The 24217-nt window shown below is 63.2% G+C and carries 22 protein-coding genes; 14 read left to right on the top strand and 8 right to left on the bottom strand.

Features of this window, described 5'->3' with window-relative positions:
- Positions 1-8: 8 nt before the first annotated feature.
- The 4 genes from ACTG4K_RS15380 (at position 9) to ACTG4K_RS15365 (ending at position 4439) form a co-directional block, all read left to right on the top strand.
- Positions 9-929 (top strand): ABC transporter permease, encoded by a 921-nt coding sequence (locus ACTG4K_RS15380; RefSeq protein WP_439115087.1) that lies wholly within the window; start codon positions 9-11, stop codon positions 927-929.
- Positions 930-1004: 75 nt separating this feature from the next.
- Positions 1005-2150, top strand: coding sequence for a BMP family ABC transporter substrate-binding protein (locus ACTG4K_RS15375; protein WP_439115086.1), 1146 nt, complete (start codon positions 1005-1007; stop codon positions 2148-2150).
- A gap of 154 nt (positions 2151-2304) precedes the next feature.
- Entirely contained in the window at positions 2305-3360 is a 1056-nt protein-coding gene (locus tag ACTG4K_RS15370; RefSeq protein WP_439115085.1) for a Rieske 2Fe-2S domain-containing protein, read from the top strand.
- A gap of 38 nt (positions 3361-3398) precedes the next feature.
- Positions 3399-4439 carry an adenosine deaminase gene (locus ACTG4K_RS15365; protein ID WP_439115084.1) on the top strand — a complete coding sequence of 347 codons (1041 nt, stop codon included), beginning with the start codon at positions 3399-3401 and terminating at the stop codon, positions 4437-4439.
- A gap of 82 nt (positions 4440-4521) precedes the next feature.
- Here the strand turns inward: ACTG4K_RS15365 and ACTG4K_RS15360 are convergent, their stop codons facing one another.
- Together ACTG4K_RS15360 and ACTG4K_RS15355 are read right to left on the bottom strand one after the other, a co-directional pair.
- Positions 4522-6042 carry a tripartite tricarboxylate transporter permease gene (locus ACTG4K_RS15360; protein WP_439115083.1) on the bottom strand — a complete coding sequence of 507 codons (1521 nt, stop codon included), beginning with the start codon at positions 6040-6042 and terminating at the stop codon, positions 4522-4524.
- Positions 6043-6096: 54 nt separating this feature from the next.
- Complete coding sequence (locus ACTG4K_RS15355) at positions 6097-6543, bottom strand: tripartite tricarboxylate transporter TctB family protein (RefSeq protein ID WP_439115082.1); 447 nt, start codon at positions 6541-6543, stop codon at positions 6097-6099.
- Positions 6544-6881: 338 nt separating this feature from the next.
- Between ACTG4K_RS15355 and ACTG4K_RS15350 the strand changes: the two genes are divergently transcribed.
- Together ACTG4K_RS15350 and guaD are read left to right on the top strand one after the other, a co-directional pair.
- The gene (locus ACTG4K_RS15350; RefSeq protein WP_439115081.1) at positions 6882-7997 is read left to right on the top strand and encodes a BMP family ABC transporter substrate-binding protein; all 1116 of its coding nucleotides are present in this window, start codon (positions 6882-6884) and stop codon (positions 7995-7997) included.
- 84 nt (positions 7998-8081) lie between these two features.
- A complete protein-coding gene (gene guaD / locus ACTG4K_RS15345; RefSeq protein WP_439115080.1) occupies positions 8082-9371 on the top strand; it encodes a guanine deaminase in 1290 nt (429 codons plus the stop codon).
- Between the two features lie 61 nt (positions 9372-9432).
- Here guaD and ACTG4K_RS15340 read toward each other — a convergent pair whose 3' ends face one another.
- The 3 genes from ACTG4K_RS15340 to ACTG4K_RS15330 are packed head-to-tail and all read right to left on the bottom strand — an operon-like array spanning position 9433 to position 12468.
- Positions 9433-10431 (bottom strand): cytochrome d ubiquinol oxidase subunit II, encoded by a 999-nt coding sequence (locus ACTG4K_RS15340; protein WP_439115079.1) that lies wholly within the window; start codon positions 10429-10431, stop codon positions 9433-9435.
- Between the two features lie 49 nt (positions 10432-10480).
- Positions 10481-11845: a cytochrome ubiquinol oxidase subunit I gene (locus ACTG4K_RS15335; protein WP_439115078.1), complete on the bottom strand. Its 1365-nt coding sequence runs from the start codon at positions 11843-11845 to the stop codon at positions 10481-10483.
- A 26-nt stretch (positions 11846-11871) separates the two neighbouring features.
- Positions 11872-12468 (bottom strand): GbsR/MarR family transcriptional regulator, encoded by a 597-nt coding sequence (locus ACTG4K_RS15330; protein ID WP_439115077.1) that lies wholly within the window; start codon positions 12466-12468, stop codon positions 11872-11874.
- Positions 12469-12584: 116 nt separating this feature from the next.
- On the opposite strand from ACTG4K_RS15330, the gene dcd reads away from it, so the two are divergent.
- Both dcd and ACTG4K_RS15320 read left to right on the top strand, forming a co-directional pair.
- Positions 12585-13160, top strand: coding sequence for a dCTP deaminase (gene dcd, locus ACTG4K_RS15325; RefSeq protein ID WP_439115076.1), 576 nt, complete (start codon positions 12585-12587; stop codon positions 13158-13160).
- Between the two features lie 199 nt (positions 13161-13359).
- The gene (locus ACTG4K_RS15320; protein WP_439115075.1) at positions 13360-14463 is read left to right on the top strand and encodes a fatty acid desaturase; all 1104 of its coding nucleotides are present in this window, start codon (positions 13360-13362) and stop codon (positions 14461-14463) included.
- Between the two features lie 81 nt (positions 14464-14544).
- On the opposite strand, the gene ACTG4K_RS15315 is transcribed toward ACTG4K_RS15320, so the two are convergent.
- Positions 14545-15243 carry a DUF4136 domain-containing protein gene (locus ACTG4K_RS15315; RefSeq protein ID WP_439115074.1) on the bottom strand — a complete coding sequence of 233 codons (699 nt, stop codon included), beginning with the start codon at positions 15241-15243 and terminating at the stop codon, positions 14545-14547.
- A 151-nt stretch (positions 15244-15394) separates the two neighbouring features.
- On the opposite strand from ACTG4K_RS15315, the gene ypfJ reads away from it, so the two are divergent.
- Together ypfJ and ACTG4K_RS15305 are read left to right on the top strand one after the other, a co-directional pair.
- Complete coding sequence (gene ypfJ / locus ACTG4K_RS15310; RefSeq protein WP_439115073.1) at positions 15395-16273, top strand: KPN_02809 family neutral zinc metallopeptidase; 879 nt, start codon at positions 15395-15397, stop codon at positions 16271-16273.
- A gap of 91 nt (positions 16274-16364) precedes the next feature.
- The gene (locus ACTG4K_RS15305; RefSeq protein WP_439115072.1) at positions 16365-17918 is read left to right on the top strand and encodes a DEAD/DEAH box helicase; all 1554 of its coding nucleotides are present in this window, start codon (positions 16365-16367) and stop codon (positions 17916-17918) included.
- 28 nt (positions 17919-17946) lie between these two features.
- Here ACTG4K_RS15305 and ACTG4K_RS15300 read toward each other — a convergent pair whose 3' ends face one another.
- Positions 17947-18783: a symmetrical bis(5'-nucleosyl)-tetraphosphatase gene (locus ACTG4K_RS15300; RefSeq protein WP_439115071.1), complete on the bottom strand. Its 837-nt coding sequence runs from the start codon at positions 18781-18783 to the stop codon at positions 17947-17949.
- A gap of 9 nt (positions 18784-18792) precedes the next feature.
- Here ACTG4K_RS15300 and ACTG4K_RS15295 point away from each other — a divergent pair, with 9 nt between their 5' ends.
- Positions 18793-20094, top strand: coding sequence for a hemolysin family protein (locus tag ACTG4K_RS15295; protein ID WP_439115070.1), 1302 nt, complete (start codon positions 18793-18795; stop codon positions 20092-20094).
- Between the two features lie 5 nt (positions 20095-20099).
- Here the strand turns inward: ACTG4K_RS15295 and ACTG4K_RS15290 are convergent, their stop codons facing one another.
- On the bottom strand, positions 20100-21005 hold the full coding sequence (locus ACTG4K_RS15290) for a LysR family transcriptional regulator (RefSeq protein WP_439115069.1): 906 nt from the start codon (positions 21003-21005) through the stop codon (positions 20100-20102).
- Between the two features lie 184 nt (positions 21006-21189).
- Here ACTG4K_RS15290 and ACTG4K_RS15285 point away from each other — a divergent pair, with 184 nt between their 5' ends.
- The 3 genes from ACTG4K_RS15285 (at position 21190) to ACTG4K_RS15275 (ending at position 24217) form a co-directional block, all read left to right on the top strand.
- Positions 21190-22611, top strand: coding sequence for a form I ribulose bisphosphate carboxylase large subunit (locus ACTG4K_RS15285; RefSeq protein ID WP_439115068.1), 1422 nt, complete (start codon positions 21190-21192; stop codon positions 22609-22611).
- Positions 22612-22743: 132 nt separating this feature from the next.
- A complete protein-coding gene (locus ACTG4K_RS15280; protein ID WP_439115067.1) occupies positions 22744-23097 on the top strand; it encodes a ribulose bisphosphate carboxylase small subunit in 354 nt (117 codons plus the stop codon).
- Positions 23098-23413: 316 nt separating this feature from the next.
- Positions 23414-24217: a CbbQ/NirQ/NorQ/GpvN family protein gene (locus ACTG4K_RS15275; protein ID WP_439115066.1), complete on the top strand. Its 804-nt coding sequence runs from the start codon at positions 23414-23416 to the stop codon at positions 24215-24217.

The following is a 24217-nucleotide window of genomic DNA, read 5'->3' as shown; positions in this document are numbered from 1 at the left end:
AGACTGACATGGAATCCATCGCACTCCTCATCGCCGCATCGCTCAACGCCGGCACCGTGCTGGCCATTGCGTCGCTGGGCCTGCTCATCAACGAAAAGGCCGGCATTGTCAACCTGGGGGCCGAGGGCATGATGCTGTGCGCCGCGCTGGCCGGTTTCGCTACGGTGGTGCACACCGGCAGCACCGTGGCTGGCTTTGCTGCCGGCATGGCAGCAGGGGCTTTGCTGGCGGCCATTTTTGGTGGGCTGGTGATCTGGCTCAACACCAACCAGTACGCCACCGGGCTGGCGCTGTCGCTCTTTGGCGGCGGTTTTTCGGCTTTCGCTGGCACGCGTTACGTTCAGGAAAAACTGCCTGAGCAGACCCAGTTCGCCATTCCGGTGCTGGCCGACATTCCGTTGCTCGGCCCGGCGCTGTTTCGCCACCACCCCATGGTGTATGTGTGCGTGGGCATTGTGTTTGGGCTGATCTGGTTTTTGTACCGCACACGCGCCGGCCTGGTGCTGCGCAGCGTGGGCGAGAGCCCCGAGTCGGCACATGCGCTGGGTTACCCGGTGCGCCGCATCCGGCTGATGGCCGTCATGGCCGGTGGCGCCCTGTGCGGGCTGGCGGGCGCCTATGTGTCCACCGTGTACACGCCGCTGTGGGTGGAGGGCATGATCGCTGGCAAGGGCTGGATCGCGCTGGCACTCACCACCTTTGCCACCTGGCGCCCGGCACGCGTATTGCTTGGTGCGTATCTGTTCGGTGGCGTCACCATGTTGCAGTTCCATTTGCAGGGGATCGGGGTCAACGTGCCCAGCCAGTTCCTGACCATGATGCCCTACGTGGCCACGATCGTGGTGCTGGTGCTCATCTCCCGCAACCCAACCTGGATTCGCATCAACATGCCGACCTCGATCGGAAAACCGTTCTATCCCGGCGCATAATTTCGCCTTGAGTTTTTCAGTATTCCGTTCTTGAAGTTCCCTGTTCCTAACCCCTGATCCAACCAAGAGGTTTCCATGACCGACCTGAGCAAACGTTCCTTGATCAAGCTTGCTGCCCTCACGGCAGTGGCCAGCGCCGCGCTGATCGGCTGCGGCAAGAAAGAAGAGGCCGCCCCGGCACCAGCACCCGCACCTGCGGTGGTGGAAGCGCCCAAAGCCGAGCCGCTGAAAATTGCGTTTGCCTACGTGGGCCCGGTGGGCGACGGCGGCTGGACCTTTGCCCACGACAACGGCCGCAAGGCCCTGGAAGCCGAGTTTGGCGACAAGATCGTGACGAGTTTTGTGGAAAACGTGCCCGAGAGCGCCGACGCCGAGCGCGTCATTCGCGACCTGGCCGGCCAGGGCAACAAGTTGATCTTCGGCACCACTTTCGGCTACATGGAACCCATGCTGAAAGTGGCGCCCGACTTTGCAGACGTGAAGTTTGAGCACGCCACCGGCTACAAAACCGCTGCCAACCTGCGCACCTACGACAGCCGCACCTACGAAGGCGCTTACATGGCGGGCGTGATCGCTGGCGCCATGACCAAGTCCAACACCCTGGGTGTGGTGGCCTCTATTCCAATTCCCGAAGTGATCCGCAACATCAACAGCTTCACCATGGGCGCCCAGTCGGTGAACCCCAAGGTCAAGACCAAGGTGGTGTGGGTGAATGGCTGGTTCGACCCACCGAAGGAAACCGAAGCCGCCACCTCGCTGATCAACGGCGGTGCTGACGTGCTGTTCCAGAACACCGACTCTTCGGCGGTGCTGCAGACCGCTGAAAAAATGGGCAAGCGCGCGTTCGGCTGGGACTCGGACATGACCGCCTACGGCCCCAAGGCCCACCTGGGTTCCGCCATCATCAACTGGGCGCCTTACTACATCAAGGCCACCAAAGATGCGCTGGAAGGCACCTGGAGCACCGGTGGCGTGTGGTGGGGTGTGAAAGAAGGCGCGATTGACATGGTGTCGGTGGCCGAAGACGTGCCTGCCGAAACCAAAGCCAAGATTGACGAAATTCGCAATGGTCTGAAAGACGGCAGCTTCTCTATCTGGAAAGGCCCGATCCTGGACCAGGCCGGAAAAGAAGTGCTGGCGGCTGACGCTGTGGCCGACGACGCTTTCCTGGGTGGTGTGAAGTTCTATGTCAAGGGCGTAGAAGGCAAAGTGCCGAACTAAGGCACCACCCCTCTCTGCGCCGCTTCGCGTCACCCCAAGGGGGCGATGCAAGCGGCCCGGCAGAGCCGGTTCCACCGCATGCTGGGTGGGGCGCGCGCGCCGGACACACTCGCCGCTGCTTCTTAGCCGCGGCGTTTTTCATTGAGGTACCCACATGATCGAAGCACAGCTCTGGCACCCGGTGACCGCTTCGCACAGCGTGCGTGAAGCGCCTGTGGCGGTGGCGCTGCTGGGGCAGTCGCTCGTGCTCTGGCGTGAGCCAGGGCACGAAGGCGCACTGGGTGTGGTGCACGCCTGGGCCGACCGTTGCCCGCACCGGGGCGCTCGCTTGTCGCTGGGTCGGGTGCTGCACCACCTGCACGGCGCGCGGCTGGAATGCCCGTACCACGGCTGGCAGTTTGGCGGCGATGCGGCGGCGGCTCAGGCCACGGCCGCGTGCGGGCGCTGCGTGCATGTGCCTGCTGCACCGCTGTTTGAGCCGCCGGCCGCGCACACGGCCACGGTGTTTGAAGCCTGCGAGCAGCACGGCCTGGTCTGGGTGCGTCTGGCCGCGCCTGACCGTACCCACGTGCCTGCCAGCTTGCAGCAGCCGCCCGCGTTTGCCCCTTGGCAAGACCCGCTGTGGCGGCAAGTGCTGTGTGGTCCTTACGAGGTGAACACCAGCGCGCCGCGCCTGGTGGAAAATTTTCTGGACCTGAGCCACTTTGGCTTTGTGCACGAAGGCTGGCTGGGTGCCCGCAGCCACGCGCAGGTGGATACCGGCCAGGTGCAAGAAACCGCTGAAGGCCTGGTGGCCAGCGACTGCCGCGCCTGGCAGCCGCGCGCTTATGCGGGTGCGAGTGACGGCGGTTGGGTGGCCTACCGCTACACCGTGCCGCATCCGTTTGCCGCCATCTTGCGCAAAGACGCCACCGAGGGCGACCCAGTGAGCAACGCCATTGCGCTGTTCATCCGGCCAGACGCTGCCGGCTCGTGCACCGCCTGGTTCGCCATGGCCACGCTGGGCGACTTGTCGGATGACGAGGAGCTGCGCGCCTTTCAGGACGAGGTGTTTGCGCAAGACCGACCAGTGGTGGAGTCGCAGCAGCCCAAGGCTTTGCCCATCGGCAAAGACGGCCCCATAGCCGAGGTGCACAGTCCGGCCGACCGCATGTCCAGCGCCTACCGCCGATACCTGACCCGCCTGGGCGTGTCGCTCGGTGTGTGCTGAACACCGCGCACGGCTTTTGAACCTTTCCAGGACTTGACATGACGAACCCTGCCGTTGAACGCGCTGTGGCACTGGCCCGCGCTATCCCCAAAGCCGAGCTGCACATCCACATTGAAGGCTCGCTGGAGCCTGAACTCATTTTTGCGCTGGCCCAGCGCAACGGCGTGACACTGCCTTACGCCAGCGTGGAGGCCTTGCGCGCGGCTTATGCGTTCACCGATCTGCAGAGCTTTCTGGACATTTATTACGCCGGTGCCAGCGTATTGCTGAAGGCTGAAGACTTTCACGACATGGCGTGGGCTTATTTCCTGCGCGCAAAGGCCGACAACGTGGTCCACGCCGAAATTTTCTTTGACCCGCAGACCCACACCGCCCGTGGGGTGCCCATGGCCACGGTGGTGCAAGGGCTGGCCAGCGCCTGCCGCCAGGCCGAGGCTGAGTTGGGTGTCAGTTCGGCGCTGATCCTGTGTTTTTTGCGCCACCTGAGCGAAGAAGACGCCTTTGCCACCCTGGAAGCCGCGCTGCCCTACCGCGAGCATTTTGTGGGTGTGGGGCTCGATTCCAGCGAACTCGGGCACCCGCCCGAAAAATTCGAGCGCGTGTTTGCGCGCTGCCGCGAGCTGGGACTGCGCCTGGTGGCACATGCTGGCGAAGAGGGCCCGCCCGAATACATGTGGCAAGCCATTGACTTGCTCAAGGTCCAGCGCATTGACCACGGCGTGGCCTGCCTGCAAGACCCGCTGCTGGTGGCTGAGCTGGCGCACACGCGCCTGCCGCTCACGGTGTGTCCGCTGTCCAATCTGAAACTGTGCGTGGTGCGCGACTTGCGCGAGCACCCCCTGAAAACGATGCTGGACGCAGGGCTTTGTGTGACGGTGAATTCAGACGACCCCGCTTATTTCGGTGGCTACATGAACGCCAACTTTGCGCAAACCGTGGCCGCCCTGGGCTTGTCCGAAACCGAGGTGTTTACCCTGGCGCGCAACAGCGTGGAAGCCAGCTTTGTGAGCGAAAGCCAGCGAGCTAGCCTGTATGTCGCCGTGAACCGGGGGGTGGCCGCGTTTGAAATGAAGAACTGAAAAGAATTGAACCACCCATAAAAAAACGCCGTGGGCATCACCAGCTGATGCCCACGGCGTTGCGCTTTTCAGCGCTGCAGCGTCAGAGCTGCTGGGCGTCTGCTTCTTTCTCGCGGGCCCGCATGAATTCTCTCAGCGAACCCCAGGCGCTCCACAGCAGAATGGCCGCACCAAAAGCAAGGAAGCCGGCGCTGATGGGACGCTCGATGAAGGTGGACAGCTCGCCACGCGACAGCAGCAAGGCGCGGCGCAGGTTTTCTTCCATCAGTGGGCCCAGCACAAAACCGAGCAGCAGCGGAGCGGCTTCAAACTTGAACACCGCCAGCAAATAGCCCACGGCACCGATACCGGCGACCATCAACACGTCAAAGGTGTTGTTGTTGACGCTGTACACCCCCAGGCTGATGAACACCAGAATGGCTGGGAACAAGACCCGGTAAGGGATGCGCAAAATGGCGACCCACATGCCGATCATCGGCAGGTTCAGCACCAGCAGCATGATGTTGCCAATACCGAAGCTCACGATCAGGCCCCAGAACAGCTCGGGCTGTTGGGACATGAGCATGGGGCCGGGCTGGATGCCGTGGATGATCAGCGCACCCAGCATCAGCGCCATCACGGCGTCGCCCGGAATACCCAGCGACAGTGTGGGCACAAAGGCGGTTTGGGCCGCAGCGTTGTTGGCCGCTTCGGGTGCGGTAATGCCCTCGATGGCACCGTTGCCAAAACGGCTGGGGTCCTTGGCAATCTTCTTTTCGACGGCATACGACATGAATGATGCAATGGAAGCGCCGGTGCCGGGCAGGGCGCCGAAGAAGCTGCCAATGCCGGTGCCGCGCAGCATGGGCATGATCGAGTCTTTCATGTCCTTTCGCGTGGGCGTCATGGTGCGCATCGTGATTTTCTCCTTGACGTCGCTGCCGCGGACCTGGTTGATGCCTGAGATCACCTCGGAAACACCAAACATGCCCATGGCCAGCGCCACCAGGTTGATGCCGTCCATCAGCTCAGGGATGCCGAAGTCGAAACGGGCCTGGCCCGAGTTGACGTCGGTGCCCACCGTGCCCAGCAACAAGCCAAGGATCACCATCGACAAGCCTTTGGCCGGCGAGCCGGAGGCCAGGGCCGATGCGGCAACGAGGCCCAGCAGCATCATCGCGAAGTATTCGGCGGCGCCGAATTTCAGGCCCAGTTCGGCAATGGCCGGCGAGAACAGGACCAGCGCCAGAATGCCCAGCATGGAGCCGACAAACGAGGCGATGGTGGTCATGAACAGCGCGACACCCGCCCGGCCCTGCTTGGCCATGGGGTAGCCGTCAAGGCAGGCCACGGCCGAAGACGGTGTGCCCGGCAGGTTCAGCAGAATCGACGCGGTGGAACCGCCGTATTGGGCACCGTAGTAAATGCCCGCCAGCATTACGATGGCTGCGGTGGGTGGAATGTGGTAGGTGATGGGCAGCAGCAGCGAGATCGTTGCGAGCGCCCCGATGCCTGGCAACACGCCAATCAGCGTGCCCAGAAACACGCCAATAAAGCAATACAGCAGCGTGACCGGTTGCAGTGCCGATTCAAGGCCGAGCATCAGGCCGTTGAGAATGTCCATGGTGTTGTGTCTCTCAGGGTTGTGTGGGATGAGCGGGCTGGGCGTTGAAAGCCATCAGGGGCTCCACGGCCAGATGGGCAGAATCATGCTCAAACCCAGGCCGAATACCAGGTAGGTGATGGCGGCCACGCCCACCGCGATCATCAGACGGCCTTTCCAGCGGGTGTTGTTGTCCGCCAGCGTGGCCAGCACCACAGACAGCATGGTGGCCACGATCAGACCCAGCACCTTCAGCGTGAGCGCAAAGGCCACTATGCTGGCCATGACCAGAGCGAAGGTTTTCCACTGCACCTTGATGGCCGGCCCGCTTCGAAAGAACGCCGGGACGGCGATCATGAGACCCAGCACCGCCAGCAAGGCGCCCAGCGTGACCGGGAAGTAGCCCGCACCCATGCGGTTGAGATCGCCGAACTCGTAGCGCTGGGCGTAGACCGCCGCAAACACCCCGAGGGCAGCCAAACCCAAGCCGCCGAGAACATCTTGAATGTCCTTGTGTTTCATTTTTATCGTCTCCAGTTGAAGGACTGTTGTGCCGCATGTCTCAAGTGCAGCTGCTGCCTGATTGGAATTGCAAAACCCTTCGTTGTCGCTACGTAATTGCACTTAGGACGCTGTGCAATGGATGTCCTGCGGCGGCACAAGCCCATATTTTTCGAGCCGACAACGCAAAAACGGCTGCCCGGCTTGGGCTTTGGTGCTTGAGCACCACGCGGCCATGACCGTTCTGTGGCGGGTACCTGCGCTCTGGCAGCGCCAAGCCGTGTATTAAAATGGTGGCAGCGAGCCGGTGCTTCCCTGGCTCGCTTTTTTCATTTGCGGAAGCCATGTAGAGGACCACCATGTACAAAAACCTCGTGACCCGGCGCGCCTGCGCTTGGCTGGTCACCAGCTTTTTCTTTTCTTTTCCCCTCACCACGACCGCACAGACGCTCAGCCCGCCGCCGCTGCCTGCTGCGCCACTCAAGGCCGCTTTTGTGTATGTGGCGCCGCTGACCGACGCGGGCTGGGTGCGACAGCACGAACAGGGCCGCCTCGCGGTGGCCACAGCGCTGGGCGCTCAGGTGCAGACCCATTTTGTAGAAAACGTGGCCGAGGGCGCCGACGCCGAGCGCGTCATCCGCGACCTGGCGCGCCAGGGGCACGGCATTATCTTCACGCCCAGCTTTGGCTACATGGAGCCCACGCTCAAGGTGGCCAAAGAATTTCCGGGTGTGAAGTTCGAGTCCGTTACCGGCTACAAGACAGCGCCCAACGTGGCCACCGCCAACGCGCGCTATTACGAAGGCCGTTACCTGGCTGGCATTGCGGCGGGCCGCCTGGCCACGCAGGCCGGTTACGTGGCAGGCTTCCCGATCCCCGAGGTGATTCAGGGCATCAATGCCTTCACCTTGGGCATGCGCTCGGTTAACCCTGCTGCCACCGTGCGCGTGGTCTGGCTGGGTGAATGGTTCAACCCGCCGCGCGAACGCGACGCTGCCATGACGCTGATGAACCAAGGCGCCGAGGTGCTGGCGTTTCACACCGGCTCCACCGCCGTCATGGCCGCTGCGCAAGAGCGAGGCAAGCTGGCGGTGGCCTACCACTCCGACATGCGCAACGTGGCGCCCGATGCGCAGGTGGTGGCGGTGACCCACCTGTGGGGCGGGTACTACACCCGCCGCGTCCAGGCGGTGCTGGACGGCAGCTGGCAAAGCGCCAGCGTGTGGGGTGGCGTGAAGGACGGCATGGTGCGTGTGGATGGGTTCGGCAGCAAGGTGCCGGCTGCCGTGCGCCAAGAGGTGCTGGCGCGCCAGACCGACATGGCAGCGGGCAAGCTCCGGGTGTTTGCCGCCAACACCGCAGTGCTCAGCAACGAAGGCAAGGTGGTCATCGGTGCGGGGCAGGCGCTGTCGGACGCCGACATCCTCAACATGAACTGGCTGGTGGACGGCGTGCAGACCAAGCTGGGCCACTGAAAAGCTGGGAGCGGCCCCTGGGCATGACAACTATGCCGGGGGCGTTATGGCGGCCGATGTGAACAGCGCTAAGCTAAGCCCTCTATGAAAGCCTACCGCGCCGCTGTTCTCCGTTTCGCTGACGACCAGACCCCCGTGTACGAGCCCGATGGTCTGCTGGTGGTGGGGCCCGACGTCACCGGGCAGCGCGTGGTTCGTGCTGTTGGCGATCATGCTGCGCTGGTGGACCGCTTTCCCGGTGTGGCCATTGAAGACTTGCGTGGGCACATCATTGCGCCGGGCTTTGTGGATCTGCACATTCACTACCCGCAAACCGATGTGATCGGTGCGCCCGCAGCGGGCTTGTTGCCCTGGCTGGAAAACTACACGTTTCCGCACGAATCGCGGTTCTCTGACCTCGGCTACGCACGTGGCGTGGCCGAATTCTTTCTGGACGAACTGCAGCGCCATGGTGTCACCACGGCGCTGGCTTTTGCCACCTCACACCCGAGTTCGGTGAACGCGATGTTTGAAGCCGCACAGGCCCGCGGCGTACGCCTCATCACCGGCAAAGTGCTGCAAGACCGCCACAGCCCCGACGGCGTGCGCGACGATACCGAGCAGAGCCTCATCGACACCGAAACGCTCATTCGGCGCTGGCACGGCGTGGACCGCCTGGGCTACGCCATCACGCCGCGTTTTGCGCCCACCAGCACGCCCGAGCAGCTGCGCGGCGCGGGCGAGCTGGCCGCGCGCTACCCCAGCGTGTGGGTGCAGTCGCATGTGGCCGAAAACCGCGACGAGGTTCAGTGGGTGGCCGAGTTGTTCCCTCGGGCGCGAAGCTATTTGGACGTGTATGCCGATTTCGGGCTGCTGCGCGAGCGCGCCATTTACGCGCATTGCATCCACCTGGACGCGGCTGACCGCGCGCTCATGCAGCAAACGGGCGCCGCTGCGGCGGTGAGCCCGACGAGCAACCTTTTCTTGGGCAGCGGATTTTTCGACTACGCCAGCGCTGCTGCCGCTGGCATGCGCTACGGCCTGGCCAGCGACGTGGGCGGTGGCACCAGCTTCTCACCCTTCCACACCATGCTGGCCGCTTACTACGTGGGCCGCGAGGGCCACACCAAAACCGGCCTGAGCCTGACGCCGAGCCAGTTGTGGTGGCAGCACACCGCAGGGGCAGCGGCCGCCCTCGGGCTGGGTGGTGTGGTGGGCAATCTGCAACCCGGTTGCGAAGCCGACTTCGTGGTGCTCAACCCGCAGGCCACGCCGCTGCTGGCCCGCAAGACCGCGCAAGCCAACAGCCTGGACGAACTGCTGTTTGCACTGATCGTGCTGGGTGATGATCGGGTGGTGGCGCGCACCGTGATCGCGGCGCCAGCCACACGCTGAAGCCCCGCCGCGCCCTGAAGCTGCGCTCGCCTGTGCGCTGGGCTGCTGCCAGGGCGGGTGGTTACCCGTACTTGAGTTCGGTGGCCTTGCCCCAGAACACCCGGTACATGAACACGGTGTAGCCAATGATCACCGGCAGCGTGATCGCCACGCCGATGAAGATCACGTTGAGCGACGCGGTGCTGATGGCCGCTTCCCACACCGTCATGCGCCCAATCACGATGTCCGGGAAGATGCTGTAGGCCAGGCCGAAGAACGCCAGCACGAAGATCAGCACGGTGTTGGCAAACACCAACCAGCCGTAGCCCGCCGACACCAGAGCCGGGCGTGTCACCACCCAGCGCATGGCGAAAAAGGCCAGCGCACACATGAGCGGCACCGGCAGCAAGGCGAACACCTGCGGTACGCCAAACCACTTGTCGATCACTCCGGCCTTCACCAGCGGTGTGGCCGCGGAAATGGCCAACAGGGCAGCGGCCATGGGCCACATCACCCGGCGCGCCCAGTGCACCGCGCGCTGCTGCAAATCGCCGTCGGTTTTCATGATCAACCAGCCTGCGCCCAGCAGCACATAGGCGGCTGGCAGGGTCAGGGCAATGCCCAGGCTGAAGGCCCAGCCCAGCGCACCGGGGGCAAAGCCGGTGATGTAGCTGCCCAGCATCCAGCCCTGAGCCGCCGAGGCCATGAGCGAACCCGCGAAAAACGCGCGGTTCCAGAACGGCTTGTAGCGCGTGGGCGCCTTGACACGAAAGTCGAATGCCACGCCGCGCAAGATGAGTCCGATCAGCATCACCGCCACCGGCAGGTACAGCGCTTGCAACACCATGCCGTGTGCAAATGGAAACGCAATCAGCAACACGCCCACACCCAGCACCAGCCAGGTTTCGTTGGCGTCCCAGAACGGACCGATGCTGGCGATCATGGTGTCTTTCTCGCTGTCTTGGGCCAGCGGCAGCAGCAGACCGACGCCCAGGTCGTAGCCGTCCAGGACCACATAGGCCAGCAGGGAGAGGCCCATCACGGCGAGGAAAAACAGCGGGAGGAATTCAGCCCAGGTCATGTGCATCTTTCAAGCGAGTGGGTATCGGGTCGGGAAAGCGGTTCGGCACTCACACGCCCGCTTTGCCGAGTACGGCGCCTTTGGGTGATTCGGGGGCATGCTGCCTGGGGTTCTCGGCCATGTACTTGAGCACACCCACATAGGTCACCAACAGCAGTCCGTAGACGATGAGGTACGCGGTGAGCGTGAGCGCGATGTAGGCCGAAGGCACCGTGGTCGCCGCTTCGCTGGTGCGCATCAGCCCATAAACCAGGTAGGGCTGGCGCCCGATTTCGGTCACGTACCAGCCGGCGAGCGTGGCCACCCAGCCAGAGAAAGCCATGCCCGAGAGCACCCACAGCAGGGGCCGTGGCAAGGTCACCTCGGCTTGCTGGCGCTGCTTCCACAGGCGCCAGGCGGCGAAGCCGGCCACCAGCAGCATCAGCGTGCCCACGCCCACCATCACGCGGAAGGCGTAGAACACCGGCGCCACCGGCGGGTGTGAGCCCTGGAAGTCGTTCAGCCCTTTCACCTCGCCGTCCAGATCGTGTGTCAGCACCAGGCTGGCCAGTTTGGGAATTTTGATGGCGAAGTGGGTGGTGCGCTCTTCTTCGTCCGGGATGCCGAACAGCGTCAGCGGCGCCCCGCGCTCGGTGTCCCAGATGCCTTCCATGGCAGCCACTTTGGCGGGCTGATGCTCCAGAGTATTGAGCCCGTGGAGGTCACCGGCCAAAAACTGCAAGGGCATGACGGCGGCGGCGGTGAACACCGCGGCGCGCAGGGCCTTGTGGGTGCCGCGGGTGGCGCTGCCTTTGAGCAGCTGCCAGGCGCACAGACCGGCGATCAGGAACGAAGCCGTCAGCGCCGAGGCGAGCAGCTTGTGGGCCAGTCGGTAGGGGAACGAGGGGTTGAAGACCACAGCCAGCCAGTCGGTGGGGATGAACTGGCCATTGACGATCTCGTAGCCTGCGGGGGTGTGCATCCACGAGTTGAGGCTGAGAATCCAGAACGCCGACATGGTGGTACCGATCGCCACCAGGAAGGTGGCAATCAGGTGCACCCGCTCGCTGACCCGGCCACGGCCAAACAGCATGATGCCCAGGAAGCTGGCTTCTAAAAAGAACGCGGTCAGTACCTCATAACCCAGCAGCGGGCCTGAGATGTTGCCTGTGCGCTCCATGAAGCCCGGCCAGTTGGTGCCGAACTGGAAGCTCATGACGATGCCCGACACCACGCCCAGCGCAAAGGTCAGGGCAAACACTTTGGTCCAGAAGTAATACGCATCCTCCCACGCCGCATCGCGCGTCTGTACCAGGCGGACCCGGAAGAACAGCAGGAACCAGCAGAGTGCGATCGTGATCGTTGGAAAAAGAATGTGAAAACTGATGTTCGCCGCGAACTGAATGCGGGAGAGGACAAGGGCGTCGAGTTCCATGGTGGGGTGCTCTCGGGGAGGGGGAATTAAGCGGTGTTCCGACCGGTATCGCCAGCCGCGGGCTTGTTGCTGCGGCCGGTGAGGCGGTCTTTGAGTTCCAGCACTTTGGTCACGGTGCTGCCCATGCCCATCAGCTGCAGGGCGGTCTCTGGTGCCAGTTTCTGTACGTCGTCAAACCAACTCATCAAGCGGTCGATCAGCTCGTGCATCTCGCGCATGCGCTGTTGGGCGTGGCGCTCGGCGTCGCCGTTAGGGGTCTGCAGCAAGGCCGAACGAAGCATCGACAGCGTGGGCTCAATTTCTCGTCGGCGCCGTTCCTCGGCCAATACGCGGAAAATTTCCCACACATCCTCCGGGGCGTCGAAATATTCCCGGCGGTCACCCGGCAGGTGGCGCAGGCGCACCAGCCGCCACGCCTGAAGTTCCTTCAGGCCCATCGACACATTTGAGCGAGAAAAGCCAAGCGCATCGGCGATATCGTCGGCGTTGATGGCCGTTTGCGAAATGAAGAGCAAGGCGTAAATTTGTCCGACCGTGCGGTTGATGCCCCAGCGGCTGCCCATCTCGCCAAAGTGGTTCACAAACTCGCGGCTGAGTGCTGGAAGGGGGGTGGGTATGGCCATGTGGATTCCTTGTTTTTTGAATTTTCAGTAATTACTGAAAACCTTGAATGTGTTCAGGTCTTCGCACCCCCCGACCTGCCTACAATCATCAGCAGCTAAAACCGGAGCACACCAGCATGAGTATCAAGAGCGACAAATGGATCCGCCGCATGGCCGAGCAGCACGGCATGATCGAGCCCTTCGAGCCTGGCCAGATCCGACAAAACGCCGCTGGCGAAAAAATCGTGAGTTACGGCACCAGCAGCTACGGTTACGACATCCGTTGCGCGCCCGAGTTCAAAGTGTTCACCAACATTCACAGCACGGTGGTGGACCCGAAAAACTTTGATGAAAACAGCTTTGTGGACATCAACAAAGACGTTTGCGTCATTCCACCCAACAGCTTCGCGCTGGCGCGCACCATGGAATATTTCCGCATTCCGCGCAATGTGCTGACCATCTGCCTGGGCAAGAGCACTTACGCGCGTTGCGGCATTATTGTCAACGTGACCCCATTCGAGCCCGAGTGGGAAGGCTATGTGACGCTGGAGTTCAGCAACACCACGCCGTTGCCCGCCAAAATCTACGCGGGTGAAGGCTGCGCACAGGTGCTGTTCTTTGAAAGCGACAAAGACGATGTGTGCGAAGTTAGCTACAAAGACCGTGGCGGCAAATACCAGGGCCAGGTGGGCGTGACGCTGCCCAAAACCTGAGTCTGAATCCGGCTGGGCCGGCCGTGGCGGTTTGACATGCATCAAAGTGGCGCGGCCGCGCTCCGGCTAGCATCGCGCTTCCTGTTTGCGGACACCCACGGTGGTGTCGCTGCGTATTCATCGCGGGTCTTGGCCCGCGTTTGTGTGTACCGCACGCCTTCCGTGTGTGCTTCCCGGGACCAACCTCCCCAACTGCTTCATGTCTCAAATTTCGCCTTCGTTCCAGCATCCTGAGCCCATTCCCCTGGGGCATCCCTTGCCGCACCGCAAGGTGATCCGGGGCTGGCTGGCGCCCATCGTGGAGCGCCGCACCGCGTTGGCGGTGTGCTTGCTGGCCCTTGACCTGTTCATTTATGCCGCGCTCATGGCCGGCACCGTGTTGCTGGAGGCCTGGTGGGCCAAGCTGCTCTGCGGCATGGCCGCGGGTTTCATGATCGGGCGGTTGTTCGTCATCGGGCACGACGCCTGCCACCAGAGCTACACCCCGCACCGCCGACTGAACCGCGTGCTGGGCCGTATCGCCTTCACCGTGTCGCTCACACCCTACAGCCTGTGGGAGGTGGGGCACAACGTGGTGCACCACGGCTACACCAACCTCAAGGGCGTCGACTTCGTGTGGGCGCCGCTCACCAAAGACGAGTTCGAAGCGCTGTCACCCGGGCGCCGTGCGCTGGAACGGCTTTACCGCAGCGGTTGGGGCCCGGCGTTTTATTACCTGATAGAAATGTGGTGGCTGCGCATGTTCTTCCCGCGCAAAACCTACATGGGCACACAGCGCAAAGAATTTGTGTGGGACGGTGTGTATGTCGTGGCCAGCGCGCTGGTCTGGATCGGCGTATTGGTGGCTGCAGCGTTTGCCACCGGGCAGTCGGTGTGGGCCACGCTGGGTTATGGCTTTGTGGTGCCGTTCATGTTCTGGAACGCCATGATCGGTTTTGTGGTGTACATCCACCACACGCACACGGCGGTGCAGTGGCACGACGACAAAGGCGCCTGGGCCAAGGCCGCGCCGTTTGTGTCCACCACCGTGCACATGACCTTTTCTATGCGCATCGGCGCACTGATGCACCACATCATGGAGCACACCGCGCACCACGTGGACATGAGCATTCCCCTCTACAAGCTGGAAGGCGCACAACAGGTGCTGGAAGAGGCCTTGCCGGGCCGCATCATCGTGCAGAAGTTTTCGTGGGGTTGGTATTTCGATACCGCGCGCAAATGCAAGCTCTACGACTTCACCCGCCGCTGCTGGACAGACTTCCAGGGCCAGCCCACCAGCGACTTCAAGCCAGCGGTGGTGTGATTCGCAGCGCTCCCTGCGGGAGCAAAAAAAGCGCTGCCTTGCAGCGCTTTTTTTGGGTCGGGTTTTCTGAGGCCAGCGTGTTCAGCGGTTTTCCAGCTCAAAGGTGACGCGCCGCACCTGCGCATTGGCACCGGGAAAATCCTGGAAAACGGCCCGCACCAGGTAGGGCACCACCTCCACCAGATCGCCGTCGCTGCCGTCGTGCACGGCGGTGGCCTCAAACACCGTTCGGGTCGCTCCGGCGGGCGGTTGGGCTGCCGTGATGCGCACCTGCAACCGGCTTTCTTGCACCGTGCGGGTCACCTCGCGGTCCCCCACGTAGCGCACGCCCATGGGGTCGGGCACCCAGTGCCCACCCAAGAGCTGCCCCTGTGCATTGCGCCAGGGCGGCACATACACCCACTGGTCGCTGTACACCGCTTCCAGCCGCTTGCGCTCGCGCTCGCTCAGCGTGGCGTGCAGTTGCACCACAAAGGACCCTGCTTGCCCCTCTGCCGCACGCTGCAACCCCAGGCGCTCCAGCTCGTTGGCCACCAGCGCCTGGTAGGCCGCCATTTCCAGCGTCCTTTCAGGCTCAGCCGGCGCAAAGCTAAAGCGCTGCCCAGCCGCGTTCGCAGGCCATTGGTTGAAACGTGTCACCTTCGCTGTCAGCGTGTTGGCGCAGCCGGCCAACAGCAAAAGCGACGCCAAAGCAACACCGGCGGCACAACGCCACACGCCCCGCTGGGACTGGGTTGGAAGAGGGTGAGCTTGGGCTCGGGAGGCGCGTGCTGTTTGCATAATGTGTTGATCGGTTCTTTTTAAACAGGATTGTGCGACGATTTGCGCACTTGCCAAGTTCCCCACCTCCCACCGCAGATCCCGGAGAAGCCATGCACGTCTCAACCTGTTCCTGCGCGCGGCCCGTGGCCCATTCACCGGTGGTTCGGCCATGAAGTGGGGCAACAACCGCCAGTCGGACCAGGTGGAAGACCGCCGCTCACAGCCGGGTGGCGGTCGTCGTACCGGGGGCAAAGGTATTGGTCTGGGCACCATCGCCATCGCATTGGTGGCAGGCTGGATCTTCGGCATCAACCCGATGACGATTCTCGGGGTGCTGGGTGGTGGCGGGGAGATCATGGCGCCCCCACAAACCCAAAACGCCCCTGTTCCAATGCAGAAACCCACCGACGACATGGGCCAGTTTGTGGCCGCGGTGCTGGGGGGCACCGAAGACGTGTGGGGCGATGTGTTTCGCCAGAGCGGCAGCACCTACCGCAAACCCCGTCTGGTGCTGTTTCGTGGCGCCACGCCCACGGCTTGTGGCACGGGACAGTCGGCCATGGGGCCGTTTTATTGCCCGGGTGACGAAAAGGTCTACATCGACCTCAGCTTTTACGACACGCTCAAGCGCGAGTTGGGCGCACCCGGCGACTTTGCGCAGGCCTACGTAATTGCCCATGAGGTGGGCCACCACGTGCAAAACCTGTTGGGCGTCACCGACAAGCTGGACCAGCTGCGTGGGAGCGTCAGCGAGCGCGAATACAACGCCCTGAGTGTTCGACTGGAATTGCAGGCCGACTGCTTCGCGGGCATCTGGGCCCACCACAACCACAAAAACCAGGCCATTCTGGAGCCTGGCGACGTGGAGGAGGCCTTGAACGCTGCCGCCGCCATTGGCGACGATGCCCTGCAGCGCAAGAGCCAGGGGCAGATCGTGCCCGACAGCTTCACCCATGGCACCAGTGCGCAGCGCCAGCGCTGGTTCCGCATGGGTTTGGAACAAGGCCAGGTGCCCCTGTGCGACACCTTCAACGCACGCAGTTTGTAACCATGCCTCCAGCCCCAGAGTGCAGCCATACGCGGTCCGATTGGGTGATTTCGGGTCAAAGTGAGACAATAGCGGGCTAACCCGTACAGAAATGACCCAATCTTTTTCAGAACTCTCCCTTTCTCCTTCGCTGGAGCGTGCCGTGGCCGAAATGGGCTACGAGAACATGACGCCCATCCAGGCGCAGGCCATTCCGGTGGTGCTGCAGGGCCGTGACGTGATGGGCGCCGCCCAGACCGGTACCGGCAAGACCGCCGCCTTCACGCTGCCGCTGCTGCAGCGCATGATGAAGCACGAAAACGCCTCCACCTCGCCCGCCCGACACCCGGTGCGCGCCCTGGTGCTGTTGCCCACCCGCGAACTGGCCGATCAGGTGGCTGAGCAGGTGAAGCTGTACGCCAAATACACCAACCTGCGCAGTGCGGTGGTGTTTGGCGGCATGGACATGAAGCCCCAGACCGCCGAGCTGAAAAAAGGCGTCGAAGTGCTGGTGGCCACGCCCGGGCGCTTGCTCGACCACATTGAAGCCAAAAACTGCGTGCTCAACCAGGTGGAGTATGTGGTGCTAGACGAAGCCGACCGCATGCTTGACATCGGCTTTCTGCCCGACCTGCAACGCATCTTGAGCTACCTGCCCAAACAGCGCACCACGCTGCTTTTTTCGGCCACTTTTTCGCCCGAGATCAAGCGCCTGGCCGGCAGCTATCTGCAAGACCCGGTCACCATTGAAGTGGCGCGCTCGAACGCCACGGCTTCCACGGTGGAGCAGCACTTTTACCGTGTGGACGACGACGACAAGCGCCACGTGCTTAAGAAGATTTTGAGCGAGCGCGGTCTCAAGCAGGCCTTTGTGTTTGTCAACAGCAAGCTGGGTTGTGCCCGGCTGGCGCGTTCGCTGGAACGCGAAGGCCTGAACACCACCGCCCTGCACGGCGACAAAAGCCAGGACGAACGCCTGAAAGCGCTGGAAGCTTTCAAGAGCGGCGCGGTGGACCTGCTGGTGTGCACCGATGTGGCCGCGCGCGGCCTGGACATCAAAGACGTGCCTGCGGTGTTCAACTTCGACATTCCGTTCAACGCCGAAGACTACGTGCACCGCATTGGCCGCACCGGCCGGGCCGGTGCGTCCGGTTTGGCGGTGTCGTTTGTCAGCGCACGCGACACGCGCTTGATGGGCGATCTGGAAAAACTGCTGGGCAAAAAGCTGGAACTCGAAGCGCTGGAGCTGGAGGCGGACAAGCGCCCGACCGGGCACTTCAACGATGGCCAGCGTGCCTGGAAGCAGCCTGAAAACAACGAAGACCGAGAGATTCGCGCAGCCCGTGAAAGCCGCGCTCCCCGCGAAGGCCGCGGTGAGCCCCGCCCGGGCAGCCGCGAGCCCGATACCCGCTTTGCACCCGGCAGCCGTGCCCCGCGTGCGCCCCGCCCACCGGCCGATCCGTTGTTTGACAAGCCCTACGAGCCCAGCACCAGCGCCGACACCAAGCCGTCGTGGGAAGCTTCGCAGCCTGCTGCAACGCGGGGCCTGTCGCCCAACATCAAGACCCGCAAGAAAGTGCCCGCGCTGTTCAAGAGCGCGCCGGCACCGGTGCAGGCGCCTGTCGTTGAAGCCGGTGCGTTGACCACGTCCACAGAGGGCAGCTGAGCCAATCAGGCTCGCTTGCGGTGTCGCCTCAGCCTTTGCCTGGTTTGCGTGCTTGCGCACACCGCACCGAGAGCAGCTCGAAGCTGCCCGGCGCCGTGCCCATGCGTGCCGCCGTGAGGCAGCCACCCCACACGCAGCCAGTGTCCAGTGGCAACACGCCCTCGCGCTGCACATCGCCCAGGGTAGACCAGTGGCCAAACGCCACCGGCACGCCGGCGGTGCGCCGCCCAGGCACGTCAAACCACGGCATGAAACCCGGCGGGGCGGTGTCGGCGTTGTCCTTGGCTTCAAATTCCATCACGCCCTGTGCCGAGCAGAACCGCAGCCGGGTGAGGCTGTTGACGATCACGCGCAGGCGCTCGGCGCCGCGCAGGCTGTCGCTCCAGAAGTCGGGCTGGTTGCCGTACATGTCGGTGAGAAAGTCGGTCCAGAGGGGGCTTCGCAGCACAGCTTCCAGCTCGCTCGCCAGCGCCAGCGTTTGGGTCAGGTCCCACTGTGGCAACACGCCGGCGTGCACCATGAGCCAACCGTGCGCATGCAGTGCCATGGGGCGGTGGCGCAGCCAGTCCAGCAGCTTGCTGCGGTCGGGTGCGTTCAAGATGTCGGCCACGGTGTCGCTGCGGTGCGGCTTGCGCACGCCTTGCGCCGTGGCCAGCAGGTGCAGGTCGTGGTTGCCCAGCAGGCAGTGGGCCGCGCCTTCCAGCGCCATCAGGCGGCGCAGCACCGCCAGCGACTGCGGGCCCCGGTTCACCAAGTCGCCCAGCAGGTACAGCGTGTCGCGGCTGGGTGAAAAATCGATTGTTTCGAGCAGGCGGCCCAGGGCTTCATCGCAGCCCTGCACATCGCCAATCATGTAATTTGCCATTGGTCAATTATGGACATCCTCCTCATTGTTTTTCTCACCTTGCTCAATGGCGCCTTTGCCATGTCGGAGCTGGCGCTGGCTTCCAGCCGCAAGGCGCGCCTGGCGGCCATGGCGGAGGCGGGTGACAAGGGTTCCATCACCGCCTTGAAGTTGCTGGAGAACCCGACCCAGTTTTTGTCTTCGGTGCAGGTGGGCATCACCTCCATCGGCATGCTCAACGGCATCGTGGGTGAAGCCGCTTTCAGCGGCAAGCTGGCGCTGTGGCTGCAAACCCTTGGCATGGCGGGCACCACGGCCAACGTGACGGCCACGGCGGTGGTGGTGGTGGTCATCACCTTCATCACCATTGTGTTTGGCGAGCTGGTGCCCAAACGCATTGGCCAGCTCTACCCCGAAACCGTGTCGCGCTGGGTGTCCCGCCCCATGGCGTTTGTGGCCAAAGCAGCCAAGCCGTTTGTGTGGCTGCTGACCCAGACCACGCAAGGCATGCTCAAGCTGCTGCGCGTGGACACCAACGCCGTGCAGCACGTGACCGAAGAAGAGATCAATGCCAGCCTGGAAGAGGGTGTGGACGCGGGCATTATTGAAGAGCACGAACACCAGATGGTGCGCAACGTGTTTTTGCTGGACGACCGCCAGCTCACCTCGATCATGGTGCCGCACGCCGAGATCGAGTGGCTGGACGCCCAGGACAAGATCGATGATGCGGTACAAAAGGCCTGGACCACGGGCCATTCGTGGTACCCGGTGTGCCGAGGCGGGCTGGAAGATGTGGTGGGCGTGATCCACCTGCCGCGCATGCTGGCACTGCAGTCTGAGGGCAACAACGAGCCGCTCATGCGCCATGTGCAGCCGGCCGTGTTTGTGCCCGAAACCTTGACCGGCATGGAACTGCTGGAACAGTTTCGCGCGCGCGCCACGCGCATTGTGTTTGTGGTGGACGAATACGGTGTGGTGCAGGGCCTGCTGACGCCGCTGGACATGCTGGAGGCGATCACCGGCGAGCTGTCGCCCGAGGCTGCGGTGGACGCCTGGGCCACCCAGCGCGAAGACGGCGCCTGGCTGGTGGATGGTGCCATGCCGGTGGCCGAACTCAAGGCTCGGCTGGACATTGACGAACTGCCCGACGAAGACAAGGGCCGCTACAACACCGTGGCCGGGCTCATGCAGACCGTGGCGGGCGAACTGCTGCAGCAGGGCGACGCGGTCGATACTGCGGGCTGGCGTTTCGAGGTCTTGGTGCTGGAGGGCCGGCGCATTGACCAGGTGCTGATTGCGCGCCTGCCCGAAGCCGAGGCTGGTGCCGAGTAAATGGTTCAGCCGCGTTGCTCGCGGTGCTCAAACAGCCAGGCCTTGAAGGCCAGCGCGGCGGCTGAGAGACGCTTGCCGCGCGGGTACACCACATGCCAGCGGCGAATGAGCGGGAAGCCCTGCACATCCAGCAGCACCAGCTCACCCAGCGCCAGCTCAGACACCACCGTGGTGGCCGAGAGCACCGCCAGGCCCAGGCCACCCGCCACGGTTTGCTTGATGGCCTCGTTGCTGCCCACTTCGAGCCGGTTTTTGAGCGTGACGCCCTGAGCGGCAAAAAACTTTTCGGCGGTGAGTCGGGTGCCCGATCCGGGTTCGCGCAAGATGAACGGCTCGTTCATCAGCCGCTGGGGTGACAGTTTTTTGTGGCCCACCAGCGGGTGGTTGGGCGGTGCCACCAGCACCAGCGGGTTGTCGGCAAAGTCTTCGCACACCACATCCATTTGCTCGGGCGGCTGGCCCATGATGTAGAGGTCGTCCTGGTTGGCAGCCAGGCGCTGCAACAGGTTTTCGCGGTTGCCCACCAGCATGGCCACGTCAATGCCGGGGTGGGCCGCACAAAAGCCGCCCAGCAGCTTGGGCACGGTGTATTTCACCGTGGTCAGGATGGCCAGCTTCAGGCTGCCGCGCTCGACGCCTTGCAGCGCCGCCAGGTCTTGCGACAGCCGCTCCATGCGACCCTCGATGTCTTGACACGCCTCGGCCAGGGTCTGGCCCGCAGCGGTCAGAAAGATCTTCTTTCCCAGTTGCTCAAACAGTGGCTGCCCCACCGTTTCCGACAGTTGCTTCACCTGCAGCGACAGCGTGGGCGGTGACAGGTGCAGTTCTTCGGCAGCGCGCGCAAAGCTGCAATGGCGGGCCACCGCCAAGAAGATGCGCAGCTGGTGCAGGGTCGCGTGGCGCAGTTGCATGGGCGGGCCTTCAATACATTTATAAAAATCTAACGTAATGGTCTAAACATTTTACTTTTATTTATCGTGTGACGGGCCAACAATTCTCTCCAGTTCAACGCCAAACGCCCGGTCACCAGCACCGTGCCATGGTGGTGTTGAGCACCGCAGTCCCGCATTCAGAACCACCCGAACAGGAGCAAGCATGGCCACGAAAACCTACAACGCCGGTGTCAAGGAATACCGCAGCACGTACTGGGAACCCCACTACGCCCCCAAAGACACCGACATCCTCGCGTGTTTCAAGATCACCCCGCAAGCCGGCGTGGATCGCGAAGAAGTGGCCGCCGCCGTGGCCGCCGAGTCGTCCACCGGGACCTGGACCACGGTTTGGACCGACCTGCTGACCGACCTGGACTACTACAAGGGCCGCGCCTACCGCATCGAAGACGTGCCCGGCGACGACACCTGCTTCTACGCCTTCGTGGCCTACCCGATCGACCTGTTCGAAGAAGGCTCGGTGGTCAACGTGCTGACCTCGCTGGTGGGCAACGTGTTCGGCTTCAAGGCCCTGCGTGCCCTGCGCCTGGAAGACATTCGCTTCCCGATCGCCTACGTCAAGACCTGCGGCGGCCCGCCCCACGGCATCCAGGTCGAGCGCGACATCATGAACAAGTACGGCCGCCCGCTGCTGGGCTGCACCATCAAGCCCAAGCTGGGCCTGTCGGGCAAGAACTACGGCCGCGCCGTGTACGAATGCCTGCGCGGTGGCCTGGACTTCACCAAGGACGACGAGAACGTCAACTCGCAACCCTTCATGCGCTGGCGCCAGCGTTTCGACTTCGTGCAGGAAGCCATTGAAAAAGCCGAACGCGAGACCGGTGAGCGCAAAGGCCACTACCTCAACGTGACCGCGCCCACACCCGAAGAGATGTACAAGCGCGCCGAGTACGCCAAGGAACTGGGCTCGCCGATCATCATGCACGACTACCTGACCGGCGGCCTGTGCGCCAACACCGGCCTGGCCAACTGGTGCCGCGACAACGGCATGCTGCTGCACATCCACCGTGCCATGCACGCCGTACTCGACCGCAACCCGCACCACGGCATCCACTTCCGCGTGCTGACCAAGGTGCTGCGCCTGTCCGGCGGTGACCACCTGCACTCCGGCACCGTGGTGGGCAAGCTCGAAGGCGATCGCGCCTCCACCCTGGGCTGGATCGACATCATGCGCGACAGCTTCATCCAGGAAGACCGCAGCCGCGGCATCTTCTTCGACCAGGATTTCGGCTCCATGCCCGGCGTGATGCCGGTTGCTTCGGGCGGCATCCACGTGTGGCACATGCCCGCGCTGGTCAATATTTTTGGTGACGACTCGGTGCTGCAGTTTGGTGGCGGCACCTTGGGCCACCCATGGGGCAACGCTGCTGGCGCTGCGGCCAACCGCGTGGCGCTGGAAGCCTGCGTGAAGGCGCGCAACGAAGGCGTGGCGGTGGAGAAAGAAGGCAAGACCGTGTTGATGGACGCGGCCCAGCACTCGCCCGAACTCAAGATCGCCATGGAAACGTGGAAAGAGATCAAGTTCGAGTTCGACACAGTGGACAAGCTCGACATCGCCCACAAGTAAACCGGCCGATTTCGATCCATGACTTTGTCGCAAAGCCTTGCCGTGCCTTCAGCACTGTCTGCGGCTTTGCTTCGCGTCCTGAATCGAACTTGACCGGTTTGGACGCAGTAACTTTGTTTAAAGGAACACACCATGAGCATGCAAGACTACAACTCCCGCCTCTCCGACCCCGCCAGCCGCAAGTTCGAGACCTTCTCGTACCTGCCGGCCATGACCACCGAGGAAATCCGCAAGCAGGTGCAGTACCTGGTGAAAAAGGGCCTGAACCCGGCCATCGAACACATCGAGCCGCAGTACCTGATGGACTCTTATTGGTACATGTGGAAGCTGCCCATGTTTGGTGAGACCGACGTGGACGCGGTGCTGGCCGAATGCGAAGCCTGCCGCAAGGCCAACCCGGACAACCACATTCGCCTGATTGGCTACGACAACTTCAAGCAGTCGCAGGGCGCGAGCATGGTGATCTTTAGAGGGAAGACGGTCTGATTGTTGATCCCCCCGCGCCGCCTGCGGCGTCACCCCCCAGGGGGCGATGCCCGTGGCCCGGCAAAGCCGGTTTCACGGCATCTCTGGGATGGGGCAGGCGCGCCGGAGGGGTCTTTGGTATGCACCACGAACACCAGAGAGCGTGACACGGTGCGCCTGGCGCAGTGAGGTTAAGGGGGAGACGGCCACAGGCCGTCGGAGGACACGAACGGAGTCAGGCGCGTCGTGTCACGCGGTGCAGGCCAAAGGGGAAAAGTGGCCACGCGGCACCTCCGCCACAGAACAAAAGCCCCGCATGAAGGACAAGGAGACGAACATGGACAACACCTTAGACGCCTACCGCGTCGCCCAGCAACCCTACTACCGCCCGGTGGCCGACGAGGTCGAGCTGTACGAGGCTGCGTATTCGGTGCGCATGCCCATGATGCTCAAGGGCCCCACTGGCTGCGGCAAGACCCGCTTCGTCGAGTACATGGCCTGGAAGCTGAACAAGCCGCTGATCACCGTGGCCTGCAACGAAGACATGACGGCGAGTGACCTCGTTGGCCGTTTCCTGCTCGACGCGCAAGGCACCCGCTGGCAAGACGGCCCGCTGGCCATGGCTGCGCGCCTGGGCGCCATCTGCTACCTCGACGAAGTCGTCGAAGCGCGGCAAGACACCACCGTGGTCATTCACCCGCTGACCGACAACCGCCGCGTGCTGCCGCTGGAAAAGAAGGGTGAGCTGATCAAGGCGCACCCGGACTTCCAGATCGTCATCTCCTACAACCCGGGCTACCAGAGCCTGATGAAGGACTTGAAGCAGTCCACCAAACAGCGCTTTGGCGCGCTGGACTTCAACTACCCCGAACACGCCGTCGAAGCCGAAATCGTCGCCCATGAGACCGGCGTCAGCCTGGACGTGGCGGGCAAGCTGGTCGGCATTGCCGAGCGCGCGCGCAACCTCAAGGGCCATGGTCTGGACGAAGGCATTTCCACCCGCATGCTGATTTACGCGGGCAGCCTGATCGCCAAAGGCGTGGCCGCACAAGCCGCGTGCCGCGTGGCCCTGGTGCGACCGATCACGGACGACCCGGACATGCGGGACGCACTTGACGCCGCTGTGGCCACGTTTTTCTAA

This window comes from Hydrogenophaga sp. (genome assembly GCF_965657535.1).
Classification (GTDB): domain Bacteria; phylum Pseudomonadota; class Gammaproteobacteria; order Burkholderiales; family Burkholderiaceae_C; genus Hydrogenophaga.
Note: the sequence above shows the minus strand (reverse complement) of the source record. Positions and strands in the feature narration are given on the sequence as shown.